Origin of the sequence: Bacillus sp. 3a (assembly GCF_017161885.1) — a bacterium.
Classification (GTDB): domain Bacteria; phylum Bacillota; class Bacilli; order Bacillales; family Bacillaceae; genus Bacillus; species Bacillus safensis.
This window is the reverse complement of the sequence record NZ_CP067376.1, coordinates 808,360-828,614: the sequence shown is the minus strand read 5'-3', so window position 1 is coordinate 828,614 and position 20,255 is coordinate 808,360. Positions and strand designations below refer to the sequence as shown.

The 20,255-nt window shown below is 43.9% G+C and carries 17 protein-coding genes; 5 read left to right on the top strand and 12 right to left on the bottom strand.

Annotated features, from left to right (window positions below):
* Positions 1–2: 2 nt before the first annotated feature.
* The 3 genes from JJ692_RS04015 to JJ692_RS04005 all read right to left on the bottom strand — a co-directional run bounded on the left by JJ692_RS04015 (position 3) and on the right by JJ692_RS04005 (position 4,274).
* Positions 3–866: a 3-hydroxybutyryl-CoA dehydrogenase gene (locus JJ692_RS04015; RefSeq protein ID WP_024423755.1), complete on the bottom strand. Its 864-nt coding sequence runs from the start codon at positions 864–866 to the stop codon at positions 3–5.
* Positions 866–2,059 (bottom strand): acetyl-CoA C-acetyltransferase, encoded by a 1,194-nt coding sequence (locus JJ692_RS04010; protein WP_206534257.1) that lies wholly within the window; start codon positions 2,057–2,059, stop codon positions 866–868. The genes JJ692_RS04015 and JJ692_RS04010 overlap by 1 nt, the downstream gene beginning before the upstream one ends.
* Before the next feature lie 103 nt (positions 2,060–2,162).
* A complete protein-coding gene (locus JJ692_RS04005) occupies positions 2,163–4,274 on the bottom strand; it encodes a heterodisulfide reductase-related iron-sulfur binding cluster (RefSeq protein WP_206534256.1) in 2,112 nt (703 codons plus the stop codon).
* 143 nt (positions 4,275–4,417) lie between these two features.
* Here JJ692_RS04005 and cls (JJ692_RS04000) point away from each other — a divergent pair, with 143 nt between their 5' ends.
* From cls (JJ692_RS04000) to JJ692_RS03990, 3 genes are all read left to right on the top strand, one after another.
* Entirely contained in the window at positions 4,418–5,614 is a 1,197-nt protein-coding gene (gene cls, locus JJ692_RS04000) for a cardiolipin synthase (RefSeq protein ID WP_206534255.1), read from the top strand.
* 12 nt (positions 5,615–5,626) lie between these two features.
* Positions 5,627–6,589, top strand: a complete 963-nt coding sequence (gene uvsE, locus JJ692_RS03995; protein WP_206534254.1) for a UV DNA damage repair endonuclease UvsE — start codon at positions 5,627–5,629, stop codon at positions 6,587–6,589.
* A 73-nt stretch (positions 6,590–6,662) separates the two neighbouring features.
* Positions 6,663–6,917 (top strand): hypothetical protein, encoded by a 255-nt coding sequence (locus JJ692_RS03990; RefSeq protein WP_024423759.1) that lies wholly within the window; start codon positions 6,663–6,665, stop codon positions 6,915–6,917.
* Between the two features lie 229 nt (positions 6,918–7,146).
* On the opposite strand, the gene JJ692_RS03985 is transcribed toward JJ692_RS03990, so the two are convergent.
* The 3 genes from JJ692_RS03985 to cls (JJ692_RS03975) all read right to left on the bottom strand — a co-directional run bounded on the left by JJ692_RS03985 (position 7,147) and on the right by cls (JJ692_RS03975) (position 11,556).
* Positions 7,147–8,145 carry a S66 family peptidase gene (locus JJ692_RS03985; protein ID WP_206534253.1) on the bottom strand — a complete coding sequence of 333 codons (999 nt, stop codon included), beginning with the start codon at positions 8,143–8,145 and terminating at the stop codon, positions 7,147–7,149.
* A gap of 72 nt (positions 8,146–8,217) precedes the next feature.
* Positions 8,218–9,933, bottom strand: a complete 1,716-nt coding sequence (locus JJ692_RS03980; RefSeq protein ID WP_206534252.1) for an ABC transporter ATP-binding protein — start codon at positions 9,931–9,933, stop codon at positions 8,218–8,220.
* Between the two features lie 105 nt (positions 9,934–10,038).
* Positions 10,039–11,556, bottom strand: a complete 1,518-nt coding sequence (gene cls / locus JJ692_RS03975) for a cardiolipin synthase (protein ID WP_263479664.1) — start codon at positions 11,554–11,556, stop codon at positions 10,039–10,041.
* A 137-nt stretch (positions 11,557–11,693) separates the two neighbouring features.
* On the opposite strand from cls (JJ692_RS03975), the gene JJ692_RS03970 reads away from it, so the two are divergent.
* Complete coding sequence (locus JJ692_RS03970) at positions 11,694–12,665, top strand: S66 family peptidase (protein ID WP_206534251.1); 972 nt, start codon at positions 11,694–11,696, stop codon at positions 12,663–12,665.
* 231 nt (positions 12,666–12,896) lie between these two features.
* On the opposite strand, the gene argS is transcribed toward JJ692_RS03970, so the two are convergent.
* The 5 genes from argS to speE all read right to left on the bottom strand — a co-directional run bounded on the left by argS (position 12,897) and on the right by speE (position 17,312).
* A complete protein-coding gene (gene argS / locus JJ692_RS03965) occupies positions 12,897–14,570 on the bottom strand; it encodes an arginine--tRNA ligase (RefSeq protein ID WP_024426363.1) in 1,674 nt (557 codons plus the stop codon).
* Positions 14,567–14,989: a YwiB family protein gene (locus tag JJ692_RS03960; protein WP_003215400.1), complete on the bottom strand. Its 423-nt coding sequence runs from the start codon at positions 14,987–14,989 to the stop codon at positions 14,567–14,569. Before JJ692_RS03960 ends, argS begins: the two co-directional genes overlap by 4 nt.
* A 124-nt stretch (positions 14,990–15,113) precedes the next feature.
* Entirely contained in the window at positions 15,114–15,461 is a 348-nt protein-coding gene (locus JJ692_RS03955) for a hypothetical protein (RefSeq protein WP_034621833.1), read from the bottom strand.
* 78 nt (positions 15,462–15,539) lie between these two features.
* Positions 15,540–16,412, bottom strand: a complete 873-nt coding sequence (gene speB / locus JJ692_RS03950; RefSeq protein WP_103131732.1) for an agmatinase — start codon at positions 16,410–16,412, stop codon at positions 15,540–15,542.
* A gap of 69 nt (positions 16,413–16,481) precedes the next feature.
* Entirely contained in the window at positions 16,482–17,312 is an 831-nt protein-coding gene (gene speE, locus JJ692_RS03945) for a spermidine synthase (RefSeq protein ID WP_025093862.1), read from the bottom strand.
* Positions 17,313–17,536: 224 nt separating this feature from the next.
* Here speE and JJ692_RS03940 point away from each other — a divergent pair, with 224 nt between their 5' ends.
* Positions 17,537–19,606, top strand: a complete 2,070-nt coding sequence (locus JJ692_RS03940; RefSeq protein WP_206534250.1) for a transglycosylase domain-containing protein — start codon at positions 17,537–17,539, stop codon at positions 19,604–19,606.
* 124 nt (positions 19,607–19,730) lie between these two features.
* Here JJ692_RS03940 and JJ692_RS03935 read toward each other — a convergent pair whose 3' ends face one another.
* Positions 19,731–20,249 (bottom strand): YwhD family protein, encoded by a 519-nt coding sequence (locus tag JJ692_RS03935; RefSeq protein WP_024423769.1) that lies wholly within the window; start codon positions 20,247–20,249, stop codon positions 19,731–19,733.
* Positions 20,250–20,255 lie beyond the last annotated feature (6 nt).

The following is a 20,255-nucleotide window of genomic DNA, read 5'->3' as shown; positions in this document are numbered from 1 at the left end:
CCCTATGAGTGGTCGTGGTATGTGTAAAAACCTCTCTTTGTTTTTTTGCCCAGCCAGCCTGCATTCACGTATTTTTTCAAAAGAGGACAAGGCCGATATTTGCTGTCTCCAAGTCCCTCGTGAAGGGTATTCATAATAAATAAACATGTATCAAGTCCGATGAAATCAGCTAGACGAAGCGGCCCCATTGGATGATTCATCCCAAGTGTCATCACGTCATCAATGCTTTCTGCATCTGCTACGCCTTCATACAGGGTGTAAATGGCTTCATTGATCATTGGCATCAATATGCGATTTGATACAAACCCCGGGAAGTCTTCCACTTCAATTGGGGTTTTGTTTAATGTCTTCGCTGTTTCATAAACAACTTGATATGTGTCATCACTCGTTTGCAGTGCTCGAATGACTTCAACCAGTTTCATGACAGGAACCGGATTCATAAAATGCATGCCAATCACTTTCTCCGGTCTGCTCGTCACAGCTGCTAATTCTGTGATCGACAAGGAAGACGTGTTTGTCGCAAATATGGCCTCAGCCTCTGCAAATTGATCAAGTGTTTCAAAGATTTGTTTTTTCACACTCATTTGTTCTGATGCGGCTTCTATGACTAAATGAGCCTGCTGCATGTCTTTTAAATCTGTGGAAACGGCAAGCCGCTGCGTAATATCTCGGACTGCCTGATGTGCCAGCTTTCCTTTTTCTGCCCGCTTCGTCAGTTGTTTGGTCATGGAGGAAATCGCTCGATGAATCTGCTTTTCTGATACATCATGGAGCAGGACTGTATAGCCTGACTGAGCAAACACTTGGGCAATGCCTGATCCCATTTGACCAGCCCCAACGACCATAACGGTCTCTTCTATACTCATCAATAAACACCTCCCTTTTCATCTACCTTTATCATGATGGCGTCTCCTTGACCGCCTCCGCTGCAAATCGCCGCAATGCCAATGCCTCCGCCTCTTTGTCTTAATGCATGAATCAATGTCAATATGACGCGTGTTCCGCTTGCCCCAATCGGATGACCGAGTGCGACAGCCCCCCCGTTGATATTCATTTTCCGCCGGTCGAGCCCGGTTATTTTTTCACATGCCAAAGCCACAGCTGAAAAGGCCTCATTGATTTCAAACAAATCAATATCCTCTAGGCGCTTTCCTGTTTTCTTTAAAAGCTTCTCGATAGCAAAGGCTGGTGTTTTCGGAAAATCCTTCGCCTCTACAGCAACCTGAGCATGACCGAGAACGACTGCCATTGGCTTTACGTCATGCCGTGCAGCATACGTGTCTTTCATTAAAAGGAGCGCACTTGCACCATCATTGACACCTGGTGCATTTCCAGCGGTGATGGTCCCCTTCTGATCAAAAACAGGCATGAGCTTTGACAGCCGTTCATATGACGTATCACGCCGCGGAGACTCATCTTCTGTGATCAGCCGTTCTCCCGTTTTTATTTTGACGGTGACGGGGGTGATTTCATGTTGAAAAAAGCCGTTTTTTTGCGCTTCGATGGCCCGTTCATGACTTCTGAGTGCCCACAGATCCTGCTCTTCGCGCATGATGCCGAGCTCCTTTGCAGCCGTACTTCCATACTCACCCATATGAACGCCTGTAAACGAACAGGTTAACCCATCTAAAATCATCGCATCTTGTACTGCACCATCTCCCATTTTGTAGCCCCATCGCGCTTTTTTTAGCAGATAAGGAGCGTTAGACATGGATTCCATACCACCCGCTGCGATGACCTCAGCATCTCCGGCTCGAATGATTTGATCTGCCGTGCTCACACTGCGCATTCCGGATGCACAGACTTTATTGATGGTTTGTGTTGGAACAGACCAAGGAAGATCAGCATATCTTGCTGCTTGCCTTGAAGGAATCTGCCCTTGCCCTCCTTGTAACACACATCCCATGATGACCTCATCTATTTCATGAGAACCCGAAACTCTTTCCAGTGCAGCCTTGATCGCTATACCGCCTAGTTCTGCGGCAGTCAAACCACTGAGAGCACCGCCTAGTTTTCCAAATGGTGTTCTTGCTCCAGATACAATGACCGTCGTACTCATATATGCCCCTCCCCATTTGTTACCGCTTACATATCATTTAGGCAGCTGATGAAACAGCGCCATGGATAAGCCGATGAACATCCTATTCATCGGCCTGTCATGTTTACGACACCTGCTTTCCAGGCTCACCAAACACTGATTTTTCAAGAAGTTCGGCGACATCAAATGTGCCTACCTGCTCCTCTACTTCCTTCGCCTTCGTCCCATCTCCCAGCATCGTTAAGCAATAAGGACACCCTGAGCTGATGATGGACGGCTGTACCTGTAACGCCTGCTCCGTTCGTGCAGTGTTAATCCGGGTACCCGTCTCTTCTTCCATCCACATTAAGCCCCCGCCTGCTCCGCAGCACATACCAGTTTCACGATTGCGCTCCATTTCTTTCAGCGTCACACCAGGAATGGCTTTTAAAATGTCTCTTGGCGGGTCGTACACTTCGTTATATCTGCCTAGGTAGCAAGAGTCGTGGAAGGTAATCACTTCGTTTACTTCATGTACAGGTGTTATTTTCCCTTCTTTCACTAACTCTGCGAGTAATTCTGTATGATGGTACACTTCTGCCTCAAGTCCGAAGTCTGGATATTCATTTTTAAATAAGTTATAGGCGTGTGGATCAATCGTGACGATCTTTGTAACGCCGTTTTTCTGGAATTCTTCAATGTTTTTTGCAGCAAGCTCTTGGAATAAAAATTCGTTTCCGAGTCTTCTTGGTGTATCACCTGAGTTCTTCTCTTTATTGCCTAGGATCGCAAAGGAGACCCCCGCTTCATTGAGTAGCTTCGCAAAGGCAAGCGCAATCTTTTGGCTTCGATTGTCATATGCCCCCATTGACCCAACCCAGAATAAATAATCAAAGGTTTGCTCTGCTTTTTTCAGCTCTTTCACTGTCGGCACATGCACATCTTCTCTCAGTTCACGCCAATTTTCTCTTTCTTTCCGGTTCAGCCCCCACGGGTTCCCTTGGCGCTCAATGCTTGTCATGGCACGCTGTGCATCCGCGTCCATTTTCCCTTCGGTCAGCACAAGATATCTGCGCATATCAATAATCTTATCAACGTGTTCATTCATGACAGGGCATTGGTCTTCACAGTTTCGGCACGTCGTACATGCCCAGATTTCTTCTTCTGTAATGACCTCTCCAATAAGAGAAGGATGATATATCGAGCTGGCAGCCGACTCTTCCGCACCTGCTCCTCTCGCCTGCAGTGCCAGCTGGTTTCCTGTTGTCTGCTTGAAGGCTAGCTGCGGGACCCAAGGTGTCTTTGATGTAATAGCGGCCCCTTTATTGGTTAAATGATCTCTTAACCTTAATATCAAATCCATCGGAGACAGCATCTTCCCTGTCCCTGTTGCCGGGCACATATTCGTGCAGCGCCCACATTCCACACAAGCGTAAAGATCGATGAGCTGAGACTGACGGAAGTCTTCAATTTTCCCCACACCGAAGGTCTCTTGTGTCTCATCTTCAAAATCGATTTTTTGCAGCTTGCCTGGCGGGTCTAATCTGCTGACAAATACGTTCACAGGCCCTGCAATCAGATGGGCGTGCTTTGACTGCGGAACATATACTAAGAATGTCAGCAAAATAAGAAGATGCACCCACCATGCGGCATAAAAAACAATGGCAGCCGCCAGAGGTGAAATTCCGCCCAGCAAGAAAGCAATACTAGAAGCGATTGGCTCAGTTGGTGATAGAGAGTGTCCATGCCAGATGATGTTCATGCCGTTCCCAAGTAACACTGTCAGCATTAAGCCGCCAATAAATAAAAGCACTAGACCCGATTTGAAGCCTCGTTTTAAACGAACAAGCTTCTCCACGTATCTTCTATGGAACGCCCATACAACGGCCACTAAAATGAGAAGTGTGACAATCTCTTGGAAAAACGTAAAGACGCCGTACACCGGACCTAAAGGAAGCCCGCTGTCTGGAATAAGCCCCTTCAGAATAAAATCAAGGGCTCCGAACTGTACAAGGATAAATCCGTAGAAAAACAGCACATGAATGATGCCGCTCTTCTTGTCCTTTAACAGCTTCTTTTGCCCAAATACATTGACCCAAACACGCTCTAAGCGTTTCTTCATGTCTTGTTGAAACTCTTCTTTTTTACCAAGACGAATATACGCCGCTCGTGTTCGAATGAGATAAACAAACAAATACACTGCGTAAGCGGTCACCGCCGCAAATGCGATCAAGTTGATGATTAAAAGGCTATTCATCTTGCTCCCCCTTTCATTCCCCAAAACCCACTTTGTTCCGTTTCCATGTTGTACCTCTATCATAAATAATGAATGAGTATTCAGTCAATATTTTTTGCGCGTTTGGGTACACTATTGAAATATGCAAAAAAGGAGGAAGTTTCATGATCGCATTGATCATCCTACTCGTACTCATTGCCATCGTTTTGCTCGTCATGTTAGACCTTTATATGGGAAAGAAATATTTTTCTACGCATGCATTTGAACGGTCTTTTGACCAAACAACCGGCGATGCCACCTTTTATCATGATGGCGAACCATTTTTCGAGCAGCTGCTTACCGATATACAGCAGGCCTCTTCTTCTATTCATATGATGTTCTTTATTGTAAAGAACGACAAGATTGGTCAAAGGGTCTTACAAGCATTGAAAGCCAAAGCAGAGCAAGGCGTTTCCGTCTTTTTGCTGACCGACCGATTAGGCTCCTATCCGTTTGATCAAAAGGCGATTGACATGCTAGAAAGAAGCGGGATTCAATTTTACTTTTTAAATAAGCCTCGTTTTCCTTTTTTGATTTACCGTCTAAACATGAGAAATCACCGTAAAATTACGGTGATTGATGGGAAAATTGGCTATATTGGCGGATTTAATATAGGCGATGAATATGTTGGGAAGAAAGGCCGGTTTGGCATTTGGAAGGATTATCATTTGCGGATGACTGGACAGGTTGTCGCAGATCTACAGCATGTATTTCTGAATGATTTGTACCGTTCGTCTGGCATTCATCAGCTGCAATATGAGGTTTTCCCTGCATTGGAACCGGGAACATTACAATGCACAACACGCGCGACTGCCGGTTTTTCTTTAGAAGCTTTATTTCTCCAAGATATTCAGCAGGCAAGGAAACAGATCATCATCTGTACGCCTTATTTTATTCCATCAGCCCCTCTTCTAAAGGCGCTGCTTGATGCACGAAAGCGGGGCGTCACAGTTGAAATCATCATTCCAATGAAAGCGGATCATCCACTTGTCAAAGAGGCTGGCTTTCATTATTTGAAGGACCTCATTGCCTCTGGATGTCTTGTTTATCGTTTTTATAAAGGGTTTTATCATTCGAAAGCCATTTTGATTGATCACAGCCGCTGTATGATCAGTACCGCGAATTTTGATAAACGCAGCTTGTTTTTAAACGAAGAAGTAGATGTAGCCATTGATGATCCCGCTTTTACTGCACACGTAGAAGAAAAGATTCGGGAGCATATGGAGGTTTCTGAGATCTTGACAGAAGAAACATTGTCAAAGCGCCCGCTTTTCACTCGGCCGCTTGAGTGGGTTGCCGCCATGTTCTCGTATTTTTTATAAAGGAGATGACCTATGCGTTATCGATTTGGTTATGTATCCAATGCCGTCACCTTGTGGGAAGCTTCTCCTGCCAAGTCGCTGACCTTTGCAAGATACAGCAAGCTCGCTAAGGAAGAAAGAAAAGAAGCTTTATTGCGAACAACGAAGGCCAATCTCGTGAATACATTAAGAACGCTTTATTTCGCCATTGCTCATGATATCCCGCTTTACCGTTTTTCAAGCTCGATCGTCCCGCTCGCGACCCATCCAGAGGTGCTCTGGGACTTTGTGACACCTCTTCGCAAAGAATTTCTTGAGATCGGCAAGCTGGTGAAACGGCACGGCTTACGGGTCAGCTTTCACCCCAATCAATTCACCTTGTTTACTAGCCCCAAACCTTCCATTACAGAAAATGCCGTCATCGATATGACGTATCATTATCAGATGCTTGAGGCGATGAAGCTGGATAAGGAAGGCTACATGAACATTCATGTAGGCGGGGCGTACGGCGATAAAGAATCGGCTCTTCAACGCTTTGATGAAAATATCAAACAGCTTCCAGCTCATATCAAAGCGAGAATGACACTTGAGAACGATGACAAAACATATACGTCGCTCGAAACGCTTGGTGTATGTGAAAAGCATGATATTCCGTTTGTTTTTGATTACCATCATCACGTGGCAAATAAAGATGACGATGCCGCACTCGATGACATCCTGCCAAGAATGTTCGACACGTGGACAAACACTGACATTCCGCCCAAAATCCATTTGTCTTCACCAAAATCAGAAAAAGCTATACGCAGTCATGCAGATGGAGTAGATATGAATTTTGTCTTACCGCTTTTCCAAGCATTAAAACCGTATGGCCGGGATGTAGATTTCATGATTGAAGCAAAATTAAAGGATCAGGCTCTGCTCCGTCTAGTCGAAGAGCTGTCTGCGATAAGGGGCAATCGGCGGACGGGCGGAGGAACCATTGAGTGGAAATCATAAAGAAAGGTTTACCTTTGTGCAAATGGGGGTAACAAAGCTATTGTGAGAAAGTAATTAACAGGAGGATATGAAGATGTCTCAAATCTATTCAATCCGAATCGCTGCGAAAGCGTTGAATTTACATAAGCTTATTTCTCTTTATGAAAAGTGCCAGCAGGCTCAGCATCGTATATATGTGTATTCTAAAAAAACAATGTGCAGCATTAAGAACATCGTAGAGCTTGAAACTTTCAGGCTCACTCATTTAGAATCTGACTACTTAATTGTCGTAGAGGGGAAAAAAGCGCAAGATCTCCTTCAGCCGTTTGAAAAAGAGACGGTTTCATAAAGAAGAGCAGCCGCGGGCTGCTCTTTCAGATTGGTTGACAAAGGGCTAAAATGATGTTGATTTTAGCCCTTTGTCTTCTTTTCAGCGTGATAGAAAACCTTTGCAGCCTAGGAAGGACGAGTACCGGAGCGGAGCGAATTTGACATTCGTGAGCACCGGCACGCAGGCCTGACACCGAATGCGAGGGTTTGTCTACATGCTGGGAGAGCAGCCGCGGGCTGCTCTTTTGCTATATCCACTCTTCTGTCAGCCAAACTTGTTTAGAAGCTGCATCTATTTTCACTTGTGCCCCGATTGGCATCGTAAGCATTGGGTGCGTATGGGCACAGTCAAAATCAGCGATGAGTGGTCTCTTCGTCTCTCCGAGCACCTCAAGTAAAATCTCGTAAGGCTCTTTGCCCGTACCCTCATCATCAAACAGCTCATGTTTTCCTAAAAGAATCCCTGACACCCGTTCAAACACTCCATTTACTTTCAATAAAGAAAAGTTCTTTTCTACAACTGACGCGGTTTTCATACAATCTTCAATGAGAAGGATGTCTCCGTTTTGGATGGCTGGCATGAACTCACTTCCCCAAATGCCGTACATCGCATTCAGGTTTCCACCAATCAACCTGCCTTCTGCCTGTCCCTCTATGACGCACAGCCAATCATTCGGACGCTGCTTTTTGTCACGCGTCTTTTCTTCCCAATTGATTCGTTCATCTGTCCAAAAAGGCGGTTTTTCAATCTGATAAGGAATGCTTTGAGGAAACATCAAGATGTCCTCAAATGACTGATATGTATAATCGACAAACGGTTCAAACTCGCCAAAAGAAGGAACAAGCGCAGGCCCGTAGAAAACAGGCAGGCCCGTTTTTTCGTACGCCGCTAGTAGAATCGCTGTCGCATCTGAATAACCGATCATGATTTTTGGATGTTGATTCAGCAGCTCAAAATCAAGATAAGGCAGCAAACTATTTGAATTCGTACCGCCAATCATTGACATGATGCACGCCAAGTCCTCTCTAGCCATCAGCTCATTCAGCTCATCAGTTCGTTCTTGAATTGTACCGGAACGGTAGTGATCCTCTTTCCCTGTTAATGATCCTGGAACCACAATGAATCCTTTTTGCTCAAGCCACTTCTTCGCCCGCTGATACCTAAGAGGCGAGGTCGCTGATGCAGGACTGGAAGGTGAAAAAATACCGATCTTATCGCCCTTTTGTAATCGCCGAAGCCTCTTCATCCCATCAGATCCTTCCTACACGCATTTTTTCTATCCTAACAAAAAAAGCCCTTTATCAAAAGGGCTTTCTCTTCAATGACCAAACTGCGCTTCATGCAGTCTGCTGTACACGCCGCCCATTTGGATGAGGTCTTGGTGGCGGCCTTGTTCTTGGATGCCTTCCTCTGTCACGACGATGATACGGTCGGCGTGTTTAATTGTTGCCAAGCGGTGGGCAATGACGAGTGTTGTCCTGCCGACAGCCAGTTCGCTTAGTGCATCTTGTATGGCTTTTTCTGTTTCTGTATCAAGTGCTGATGTGGCTTCATCTAAAATAAGAATCGAAGGATTTTTTAGGAACATCCGCGCAATTGACAAGCGCTGCTTTTGACCGCCTGACAATTTGAAGCCGCGCTCGCCTATCACCGTATTTAATCCTTCTGGGAAACGCTGAACAAGTTCCTCTAAATGCGCACGACGTACAGCCTCCCAAATCTCTGCATCGCTGGCTTCTAGGTTGCCGTACGCAATGTTTTCTCGAATGGTGCCTGAGAATAAAAAGACATCCTGCTGCACAATGCCGATCTGCTGTCTTAAAGAAGAGAGGGTCATCGATTTTGTACTCACGCCATCAATCGTAATTTCCCCTTCATCCACATCATAAAAACGTGGCAGCAAACTGCAGATCGTCGATTTTCCGGCTCCTGAAGGCCCGACAAACGCAACGGTTTCTCCTTGTTTGATCTTCAAATCGATATCCTTTAACACATGACTGTGCTCATCGTAGCCAAATGTCACGTTTCGATATTCAATTTCACCTTTCAGCCCAAATACATCACGAGCTCCCTCTGTATCCTTCACATCTGGCTCTGTTTCAAGTAAATCGACATAGCTTTTAAAGCCTGCAATTCCTTTTGGATACATTTCAATCACTGTGTTGATCTTATCAATCGGTCTGAATAGGACGTTTGTAATCAGAACAAACGCGATAAATCCACCTGCCGTTAATTGACCCTGCAGAACAAACCATGTCCCTGCTAGAAGGACAAACAGTGTCACAAGACGTGTCAGAATGTAACTGATTGAGCCGTTAACCGACATGATTTTATATGAAAGAAGCTTCGCTTTCCGAAAGCGGTTGTTGTTTTCAGCAAAACGCTTTTTCTCAAAATGTTCGTTGGCAAAGGCTTGAACAAGACGAATACCGCCGATATTGTTTTCAACCCTTGCATGAAAGTCTCCAATGTCATTGTTCAGCTGTGTAATCGCCTGTGTCATCTTTTTATTAAAATGAAGGGCAAGCCAAATGATGACAGGCATGATCAGGAAGGTTAAAATAGCAAGCTGCCAGTTAATCATTAGCATGACAGCAAAGGCGCCAAGAATCGTCATAATCGCAATAAACAAATCCTCAGGTCCGTGATGAGCCACCTCCCCAATGTACATGAGGTCATTTGTCATCCGAGACATAAGCTTACCCGTTTTGTTGTTATCAAAAAACTTAAATGAGAGACGCTGAAAATGATCAAACAGCTTCTTCCTCATATCTGTTTCAATATTGATGCCAAGCATGTGTCCCCAGTACGACACAATAAATTGCATAACCGAGCTGAGGGCATAAATGATAAACAGAGCAAGTGCGGTCCAGGCAATGACTGTCCAGTTCCCTGTTGGTAATAACGTATCAATGAAGTAGTTCACGATTAGCGGGAAACCAAGTTCCATTAATCCAACTGCGACAGCGCAAAAGAAATCTAAAAAGAACAGACCGCGATAGGGCCTGTAATAGGCGAAAAAACGTTTTAGCATATGTAAAAGGACCTCATTTCCTCTATAATTGATAATCATTTTCAATTATAGAGGAATCCTCTGCAAAATACTAGATCAGGAAATGATTTCTTCGACTGGAAATCCTCATAATACGCCAGAAAACAATCGGGCAAATGATTCCTTCAACCGCTCTTTTAAGCCTCTTTTATAAAAATGTACAGGACCCATTTGCTCACATTCCTTCATATCTTCCTCATAGTGGGCCATCAATTGTTCAATTGGCTTTTTCGCAGCTGTAAAGACATTGACCTCGAAATTGAGCTGAAAGCTTCTCATATCAACATTGGCGGTACCGACGGAGGCGAGTTCTCCATCAGCAATCATCACCTTTTGATGCATAAACCCTTTTTGATAGTGATACACCTTGATGCCCTCTTTTAGAAGCTCAGAAAAATAGGATCGTGTGGCATATTGCGTGAGAAAACCGTCATTGATCTCCGGTACCATCACCCGTACATCCACTCCTCTTGTGGCAGCGATTTTGAGCGCAGTGCGAATCGATTCGTTTGGTACAAAGTAAGGTGTGGCAATCCAGACAAATTGTTTCGCATTAGAAATAAGAGCATCATATAAATCACTCATACTTTCTTTCATATCAGGTCCAGTTGGTACAACCTGAATGACATCATCGCCTGTCACAGAATGCGGCGTATGATACTTTGGATCATCAATTAATACTTCATCTGATACATACTCCCAATCCAGCATAAAAACGGAGTGAAGGGTCTGAACAGCCTCACCCTTTAACATGGCATGCGTATCACGCCAAAAGCCGATCTTTTCATCTCGTCCTACGTATTCCTTGCCGACATTTAACCCCCCGACAAACCCTGTCTCTCCATCAATAATGACGATTTTTCGGTGATTTCTGAAATTGAATTTTTGATTAAAGAATCCATATTTTAAAGGTAGAAAAGGAGCAACCTTGACCCCTGCCTGCTTCAAGCGTTTAATATCTTTTCGGGAGAAGCGGATGCTGCCTGCCGCATCATATATGAAACGGACCTCTACCCCTTCTTTCACTTTTTCAATCAAAATCTCCATCATCCGGTGGCCGAGGAAATCGGATTTGAACATGTAATATTCAATATGAATGAACGATTTTGCCTTTTTTAACTCTTCAAAAATTCTGGGGAACGTCTCCTCCCCATTCTTTAAAATCTCCATATCACTATTTGTGTTCACATGCATACCTGTTGCTTTTTCTGTGTAATGAAAAAAAGCACGCTGATTATCGGTTAAACGTGACTCATTCGGCTTACTCTCAAGCTCAGAGATTCTGCGTAATTTCTCGCGGTTATACATTCTCTTTGATTTGAATAAATGACCCTTTACATAGAGCTGCCCTGAGAACAGATAGAACATATAGCCAATGATCGGGAAAAAAATGAGCACATATATCCATAACAACGTGTGCTGTGATGTACGGTTCTCCAGCATGAGTGAGATGATACTAAATAAAATAATGGCGATATAAATCGCTGCGTACAGCTGAACGCTCCACGCCGGCACAGTCCACCAATACACCACATATGCCCCGAATATCATAAAATATAAAAATAAAAATTCCAGTCTTCTCTTTTTCACATTCTCCGCCCTCATTCTGTCTTTTTCTCTTCCATACCCTTTGCACAGCTTGTATGAAACGCACGACCCATTCCTTTCTCCTAGCCTTTACAGACTTTCGCTATTTGATCCGATATAATAAAGAAATATGTGATGGAAAGGAAGATCTGTTTATGCATACCCCCTCACCTCTTAAAAAAGGGAGCCATATACGTGTCATTGCCCCAAGCCGAAGTGCCAGCATTTTATCAGAAGAAGGAATTGCTCAAGCGAAAAAACGTTTAGAGCCTTTAGGCTTCACTGTCTCTTTTGGACAGCACGTGTTTGAATGTGACCTTCATTCCTCATCATCTATTGAACACCGCTTGTCTGATCTCCATGAGGCGTTCAAAGATGATGAGGTTGATGGTATTTTGACAGCCATCGGAGGCTTTAACTGCAATGAACTTTTGCCTTATATTGACTACGACCTGATCCGTCAGCATCCTAAAGTCCTTTCCGGCTATAGTGATATCACTGCACTTGCAAACGCCATTACAGCGAAATGTGATATGGTGACATATTCTGGCCCCCATTTCTCAAGCTTTCAAATGGAACAGGGACAGGAGGAGCAGACCGCTATGTTTCAAGCTTGCTTGATGAACGGCAGCGAACCGTTTGATGTGAATCCTTCGACAAAATGGAGTGATGACGCGTGGTATCTCGATCAAGCGAACAGACAGTTTCATCCGACGAAATGGAACATATATCAGGAAGGAACAGCTGAAGGCACCTTGTTTGGCGGAAACCTTTGTACACTGAACTTACTGCAAGGGACATCGTTTATGCCGAATGTAAAGGATGCGATCTTATTTGTGGAGGATGATGAGTTGGTGTTCCCTGAAATGTTCGCCAGAGACCTTACCTCCCTCTTACAGCATGCACAATCAATCAAAGGGTTGATCATCGGGCGCTTTCAGAAGAAATCCAACATGACAGAGGAACATTTAAGATTCATCCTAGATAAGCATCCAATGCTCAAACACATCCCAGTGATTTACGACGTCGATATCGGACATACACAGCCAGTCTTCACCTTCCCAATTGGCGGAAACGTTCAGCTAACGTGTAAAAATGGAGACGTGAAGCTGCGCATTCATTCATAACTTAAGGCCAAAAAGCACCCGAATAGGCGGGGCTTTTTTCTATGCCATTATCTTTTTTAAAATTTTTTTAGAAAAAGTGATCCAACCCTTCATTCCCTTCGTTAAGTAGATGTAAAAAACATAATTAATACGCTTGGATAATTTTCAAAACCCCGCTATCTCTTGAGGATAGCGGGGTTTTATACGAAAAAGCCCCACTCATTCAATAGAGTGGGGCTTTCTTTCATTTCATTACATCTTTTCCGGAGCCGATACACCAATTAGTTTTAATGCATTCGCAAGCGTAATTTGTGTTGCTTTCATGAGTGAAAGACGTGCTGTTGTTTTTGTTTCATTTTCTGCGTCAATGACCTTCTCGGCATTGTAGAAGCTGTGAAGGGCTGATGCAAGGTCATAAATATAGTTCGTCACGCGGTGCGGAATACGCTTTTCAGCTGCTTCTGCTACAACTTCTGGGAAGCTGCCAATGATTTTTAGAAGATCGTATTCTTTTTCCGATTGAATGTGAGAGAAATCGGCTTTTTCAAGGTTCGGTTCATAGCCTTTTTCTTCACCTTGACGCAGCATGCTGCAAATTCTCGCATGTGCATATTGTGCATAGTACACAGGGTTTTCGTTAGACGTAGAAATCGCTAAATCTAGGTCAAAGTCCATATGTGTCGCCGCACTTCTCATCGCAAAGAAATAACGAGTCGCATCTAAGCCGACTTCTTCAATCAGATCACGCATTGTGACGGCTTTTCCTGTACGCTTACTCATCTTCATCTTTTCGCCGTTTTTGTAAAGATGCACAAGCTGAATGATTTCTACTTCAAGCTTGTCAGCTGGATATCCAAGTGCTTGGATCGCCGCTTTCATCCGAGGAATATAGCCGTGATGGTCCGCTCCCCAAATGTTAATGAGCTGGTCAAAGCCTCTGTCCAATTTGTCTTTATGATATGCGATATCTGGAAGCAGGTAAGTGAAGCTGCCGTCTTTTTTAATCAGCACACGGTCCTTGTCATCACCAAAATCAGTTGAACGCAGCCATGTTGCGCCGTCTTCTTCAAAGACATAGCCTTTTTCACGAAGTGTTTCCAGCGCTGGTTCGATTTTTCCGTTTTCATATAAAGAGGTTTCTGAATACCATACATCAAATGGTACACGGAAATTCTCAAGATCTACACGTAATTTCTCTAATTCGTATTTCAAGCCGTATTCACGGAAGAACTTCATCCGCTCTTCTTCCGGTTCATGTACGAAACGGTCACCAAATTCATCCGCAAGCTTTTGTCCGATGCCTTTGATGTCTTCTCCTCTATAGCCGTCTTCAGGCATTTCTTTTTCAAGACCGAGCGCCTCAAAATAACGTACTTCTACAGATAAAGCGAGGTTATTGATTTGATTCCCTGCATCGTTGATATAGTATTCACGGCTCACATCGAACCCTGCTTTATCAAGGATATTGCAAAGGGAATCTCCTACAGCTGCACCGCGGGCATGTCCAAGGTGAAGGTCACCTGTTGGGTTGGCTGAGACGAATTCGACTTGCACCTTTTGACCGCCGCCTGTATTCGTTTCGCCATAAGCTTCTTTTGCCTCAAGAACAGCTGGAATGAGCTTTGTTAAATACTGATTGTTCATATAAAAGTTAATGAATCCTGGACCCGCGATATCCAGTTTTTCAATGGAAGCTTTCCCTTTATCAAACGCATTGACGATGTCCTCTGCGATTTGACGAGGTGCTTTTTTCGCAATGCGGGCAAGCTGCATCGCCATGTTGGTAGAGTAATCTCCGTGAGTTTTGTCTTTCGGCACTTCTAAAAGGACATCTGGCACCTGGCTTTCATCGGCAAGTCCTGCTTTGACAACTGCCGCTATGATTTCTTCTTTTAACGCATCTTTGACCTGTTCTGCGATATTCATGAACGTAAATCCTCCTTATACGAAATCGATAATGTATGTAAATGCTTTTGATCTTCTCCTGTCAGCATATCGTACGTAATGTGCAGCAGCCCCTTGTCCACATCGAGATCAATACCATGTGTGTGCACATCTAGCTGAAGTGTACCGAATGGCATCGTGTAATGTGTGACGGTCGTTTCTCCAATGAGAAAGCGCTGCTTCATTTGAATAGCCCCTGATCTCATCACAAAAATTTCTTTTTCACTCATTTTCACAACGGTTTTTACTTGACCCATTTCATGTTCTTCATGGTAAGTGAGATACGTTTTGTCATTCTTCTCTTGGTACGTTCCAGTCGTGCGGAATTCGATCGTTTCAGCCGGCTCCGTCTCTGGTTTCATCACTGACTTTACATGAATTGAAATTTGGTTTTGTGTCATTTTGCACTTCCTTTGCTAAGACCCGTTTAACTAAAATAGTATACCATAATCATGATCGCCTATCATACCATCATTTCTCTTCTTCATGGCGATTAAACTTCGTTTTTCATCTTCAGCCATCCCTTTAGAAAAAAAGAAAAATACAACTGACCACTACGACAAGTCCAGCCTTTACACCTAAGTCTTTTCTTTTCATTAAGTAAAAAAGAGCCTGTATGCCTGAACTTGCCAAAAATGCCTGAAAAAAATCAAATGGTGCAATTTGATCCTTTTTAAAAACCACCTGCATGAATAACGCAATGGCCGTCAGATAGAAAAAGCCTCGATCGTGAAACAGCCCCAGCATCTCTTCCTTTGCTTCCTTCTTTGAAGCAAAAACAGGCGGATCAGCTGCGAGCTCTCGTTTCAATGTGAGAAAGCCTGCCCCTAACACACATAAAGCGAGGAACACCATCAATATTGACGAAAACATGAGCTCCCTCCTTTATTTTTTGACCAATGTAAAAAAAGAGCTTGTCCACATGAGATGACAAGCTCCTCTATCAACTGATTATTTCACAAATCCAAGCAGCATTTCGCGTAAAAGTTTACTCGCTGTATTCGCTGTTTGGTCAGAGTGATCATATACAGGTGCTACCTCGACAAGGTCTGCCCCAACGACTTTGACGTCAGATCCTGCAATCGCATGAATGGATGCAAGCAGCTCTTTTGATGTAATACCGCCAGCATCTACCGTTCCTGTACCAGGTGCATGTGCTGGGTCAAGTACATCAATATCGATCGTCACATATACTGGACGCCCTTTTAGCTTTGGCAATACTTGCTTCAATGGCTCGAGTACTTCAAATTTAGAAATGTGCATACCCGCTTCTTTTGCCCATTCAAATTCTTCTTTCATCCCAGAACGGATGCCGAAAGAGAATACATTTTCAGGTCCAATCAGTCCTGCAACTTTACGAATCGGTGTTGAATGTGAGAGCGGCTCACCCTCATATTCCTCACGAAGATCTGTATGTGCGTCCATATGGATGATGGCCAAATCAGGGTATTTCTTATACATCGCACGGAAAACCGGCCAAGACACAAGATGCTCGCCGCCCATTCCTAATGGAAACTTCCCTTTTTCTAAAATGCTGTCGACATACTCTTCAATTAAATCTAAGCTCTTTTGTGCATTCCCAAAAGGAAGTGGGATGTCACCCGCATCAAAGAATGGCACCTCATGCAGCTCACGATCTAAATAAGGGCTGTATTCCTCTAGACCGATCGATACTTCACGAATGCGGTTCGGACCGAAACGTGAACCTGGGCGGTAGCTGACTGTCCAGTCCATCGGCATGCCGTATAAAATGACCTTTGCATCTTCCCATGTCGGATGACTTCCAATAAACACTTTTCCTGAATAAGCCTCGTCGAATCTCATGCAAGATTCCTCCTTTTACGCTTCAAAAAATGCGCAAACCGTCATTTGCGCATGTCCATTTCGCTTGATTTATTTGATTAAGTCGCTCACAAATTTCGGCAGAACGAATGCCGCTTTGTGCAATTCTTTTGTGTAATATTTCGTCTCAATATCAAAGAAACGGCTGTCTTCTACAGCAAGTGGATCATATTTTTTAGAACCGATGGTGAATGTCCAAAGACCGCTTGGATACGTTGGAATATTCGCTGTGTAAAGCTTTGTAATTGGGAAAATTTCTTTTACATCACGCTGTACATTTGTAATCAGCTCAGGTGTGAACCAAGGGTTGTCCGTTTGTGCAACGAAAATACCGTCTTCTTTGAGTGCTTTTGCGATTCCTGCGTAAAATCCTTTAGAGAACAGGTTCACAGCTGGTCCAACTGGCTCAGTCGAGTCAACCATGATCACATCATACTCGTTGTCAGCTTCAGCAATGTGCATAAAACCGTCTCCTACTTTCACATCTACACGAGGATCGTCTAGTTTCCCAGCAATAGAAGGAAGGAATTTCTTCGAGTATTCGATGACCTTTCCATCAATATCAACAAGTGTCGCTTTTTTCACACTAGGGTGTTTGAGGATCTCACGAATGACACCGCCGTCTCCTCCGCCTACAACAAGAACATTTTCCGGGTTTGGATGAGTGAAAAGAGGAACATGTGCCACCATTTCGTGGTATACAAACTCATCTTTCTCAGACGTCATCACCATGCCGTCTAAAAACAGCATATTGCCAAACTCTTCTGTTTCCACCATTTCTAAATGCTGAAAGTCTGTTTGTTCTGTGTGAAGGGTTTTGTTCACCTTCAATGTAATACCAAAATTCTTCGTTTGCTTCTCTGTATACCAAAGTTCGCTCATTGTTCATCTTCCTCTCATCCAATAATAAACAAACATCTATTGTTAGCGCCTTTTATCGGCTTTGACTATATCGATTGTCCAAGAAAAAAGTATAGTGGATTCATATCAAATTGTAAAGAACCGCATGAGTTCTCTTCATTTTTTAAAGCGCTCCTGCAATCGCTTGTTTAAAACGGTTTTCTTTGTTCCATACTGATAAAAAACCGTCAAAATGGGGGCTTTGCATGGACACAATCATGAGTAATAAAAAAATCCGCATGACCGTGAAAACGATTCGAGCCTGTTTTTTTATCGGCTTGCTCGCTTTTCTATTTGCAGGTACCGTCTTTTTGACGTTTCTATTAATAGCTAAATGGCAAGGTGCCCCTTCTGTTCAAGTTCCCCAATCCACGACCATTTATGCAGCTGATGGCTCAAAGCTTGGAGAATCCAGCTTTGGAGAAAAGAGATATTGGGTGCCATTAAAGGAGATGTCTCCTCATATCAGACAGGCAGTTGTCGCTGTTGAAGATAAAACCTTTTATGAGCATCATGGCTTTGATGTGAAACGGATGGCAGGTGCTGCGGTGGCCGATATTCGTGCCATGGCTAAGGTGCAAGGTGCCAGCACGATCACCCAGCAATATGCACGAAATCTGTATTTAGATCATGATAAAACGTGGAAGCGGAAGTGGAATGAAGCCTTTTACACGATTCGTTTAGAACAAAACTATACAAAAGATGAGATTTTAGAAGGATACTTGAACACCATTTATTATGGTCACGGAGCGTACGGTGTGGAAGCAGCGTCACGTCTGTATTTCGGGAAAAAAGCAAAGAACTTAACCCTCGCTGAATCTGCCCTTCTTGCCGGTATCCCAAAAGGGCCTTCTCTCTATTCCCCTTATGTGAATGAGGAGAAAGCCGGCGCAAGAAAGAATATGATTTTGAGACAAATGCACGAGGATGGCATGATTACGAAAAAAGCAGCCGATGACGCTGCGAAAGAAAAGCTGTCCTATCGCCCTTTGCAAAAGAAGCAGCTGCAAGCAAAGCAAGCCCCGTATTTTTATGACGATGTGATTCGAGAGTTGAAACAAAGCTTGGGATTAACAGAGGAACAGATTGAAACCTATGGGCTTCATATCCAAACGACTCTCAATCCAGAATTACAGAAAATCGCAGAAAAGACGTTAAAAAATACGATGAATTCCAAATCAGAAATCCAAATCGGCTTTGCCGCCATCCATCCCCAAACAGGGCATGTACTTGCCCTCATAGGCGGGAGAGATTATGAGAAAAGTCCATTCAATCGGGTGACACAAGCAAAAAGACAGCCCGGTTCAACCATGAAACCCCTTCTCTATTACATTGCCTTGCAAAACGGGTTTACACCCGCAACCGTCATGCGCAGTGAGGAAACGGTGTTTGAACTGGATGATCAAGGCAGCAATGCCGCTTATTCACCAAGCAATTATCACGGCTATTACGCCAATGACGGCATTACAATGCTTCAAGCTTTAGCATTGTCTGATAATATTTACGCTGTAAAGACCCATCTATTTTTAGGAATGGAGCAGCTTGTACGTGCTGGCAAGACATTTGGAATCAAGGAAAAACTAGATCAAGTCCCCTCTCTTGCCCTGGGCACGTCTCCTGTGAAACCAATTGAAATGACCAATGCATACGCCATGCTGGTCAATGGCGGAAAACGCGTCAAACCAACCTTTATTACGAAAGTAACCGACGCAAAAGGCAATGTGCTTTTTGAAGAGAAACAAAAACGAGAACAAATCCTTGATGAAAAAGCAGCATTTGTCACCACCGACATGATGTCAGGCATGTTCAATGATCAATTAAACGGTTATACAAGTGTCACTGGCCGCACCATTATAAAGGATCTTACAAGAACATACGGAGGAAAATCAGGGACTACAGGCGCCGACAGCTGGATGATCGGCTTCTCTCCCCAGCTCGTCACAGGTGTATGGACAGGCTATGATAAAGGCCGCACCATTGACTCAGTCGAAGAAACGGCCTATGCGAAAAAAATATGGGCTTCCTTTATGGAATCAGCTCTCTCGAAGCAGCCAGCCTCCTCCTTCATGCCGCCAGACGGTGTCAAAGGAGTATATATTAATCCAAAAACCGGCGACCTCGCAGGTCCAGGATGTGAATCAAAGGTATTCACCTATTTTATAGAAGGAACGGAGCCGACAGGGGTCTGCTATGGTGCTGAGAACAAAGCCTCTGAGCAGGAACCAGTTCAAGATCAAAAGCCAAAGAAATGGTGGGAAAAGTGGCTGAAACGTTAAAAAAGGCATGAAAAACCCCGAGATCTGCATCTCGGGATTCTCCATGTCCTAGCTTTAACACCAGTTTACTCAAAAACCGGAGAGAATTGGTAGCCATCCGCCAATCTTCACAAAAATTTCACAATTATTCAGGGACAGCCAATCCTTCTTTTAATTCATCTGTTGATGCGTCCCATAGCGCTTGATTATGACCTTTTAAGAAATCAGCCAGCACCTTTTTGGAAACGTCATCCATATGACTAACGACAATTTTTCGCTTCATCGATTTATCCATTAAATTCACATGCTCTGGAAGTGACTTATACCCGCGGCGGATCGAACGGTCAACGGTCATTTCACAAGCCGTCACACCTGCATAATAAGGCCCTTCTTCTCTGCGGTCAATCGTCACCCATACAAGCCAATACGGTTTTCCGTTCGGCACCTCTTCTTTTGTTTTCAAAAATTTAATTCCTTTTTCGACGGCACTTCTTGCATGCATGGCACCAATATCAATGACAGCTTCCTTTTCCTCTACATCAATGATGACTGGCGAGATATTATCAAGGCTGAGTGCACCTGCCCCAAAGCCTCCATGTCCGTCGGTTGCATCTGTTTTTTTAATGATGTTAAAACCAATTGGTTTCTTCTTTTTACCTTCCATTTATTA

Bases quoted from the DNA above. Each gene is read 5' to 3' on its own strand.
- JJ692_RS04010 (WP_206534257.1), bottom strand. From the start codon at position 2,059: ATGAGTACGACGGTCATTGTATCTGGAGCAAGAACACCATTTGGAAAA.
- JJ692_RS03970 (WP_206534251.1), top strand. From the start codon at position 11,694: ATGCATACCCCCTCACCTCTTAAAAAAGGGAGCCATATACGTGTCATT.
- JJ692_RS03960 (WP_003215400.1), bottom strand. From the start codon at position 14,989: ATGACACAAAACCAAATTTCAATTCATGTAAAGTCAGTGATGAAACCA.
- uvsE (WP_206534254.1), top strand. From the start codon at position 5,627: ATGCGTTATCGATTTGGTTATGTATCCAATGCCGTCACCTTGTGGGAA.
- argS (WP_024426363.1), bottom strand. From the start codon at position 14,570: ATGAATATCGCAGAACAGGTCAAAGATGCGTTAAAAGAAGAAATCATA.
- cls (WP_206534255.1), top strand. From the start codon at position 4,418: ATGATCGCATTGATCATCCTACTCGTACTCATTGCCATCGTTTTGCTC.
- speB (WP_103131732.1), bottom strand. From the start codon at position 16,412: ATGAGATTCGACGAGGCTTATTCAGGAAAAGTGTTTATTGGAAGTCAT.
- cls (WP_263479664.1), bottom strand. From the start codon at position 11,556: ATGAGGGCGGAGAATGTGAAAAAGAGAAGACTGGAATTTTTATTTTTA.
- JJ692_RS04015 (WP_024423755.1), bottom strand. From the start codon at position 866: ATGAGTATAGAAGAGACCGTTATGGTCGTTGGGGCTGGTCAAATGGGA.
- JJ692_RS03955 (WP_034621833.1), bottom strand. From the start codon at position 15,461: ATGTTTTCGTCAATATTGATGGTGTTCCTCGCTTTATGTGTGTTAGGG.
- JJ692_RS03940 (WP_206534250.1), top strand. From the start codon at position 17,537: ATGGACACAATCATGAGTAATAAAAAAATCCGCATGACCGTGAAAACG.
- speE (WP_025093862.1), bottom strand. From the start codon at position 17,312: ATGAGCGAACTTTGGTATACAGAGAAGCAAACGAAGAATTTTGGTATT.
- JJ692_RS03980 (WP_206534252.1), bottom strand. From the start codon at position 9,933: ATGCTAAAACGTTTTTTCGCCTATTACAGGCCCTATCGCGGTCTGTTC.
- JJ692_RS03985 (WP_206534253.1), bottom strand. From the start codon at position 8,145: ATGAAGAGGCTTCGGCGATTACAAAAGGGCGATAAGATCGGTATTTTT.
- JJ692_RS04005 (WP_206534256.1), bottom strand. From the start codon at position 4,274: ATGAATAGCCTTTTAATCATCAACTTGATCGCATTTGCGGCGGTGACC.
- JJ692_RS03935 (WP_024423769.1), bottom strand. From the start codon at position 20,249: ATGGAAGGTAAAAAGAAGAAACCAATTGGTTTTAACATCATTAAAAAA.
- JJ692_RS03990 (WP_024423759.1), top strand. From the start codon at position 6,663: ATGTCTCAAATCTATTCAATCCGAATCGCTGCGAAAGCGTTGAATTTA.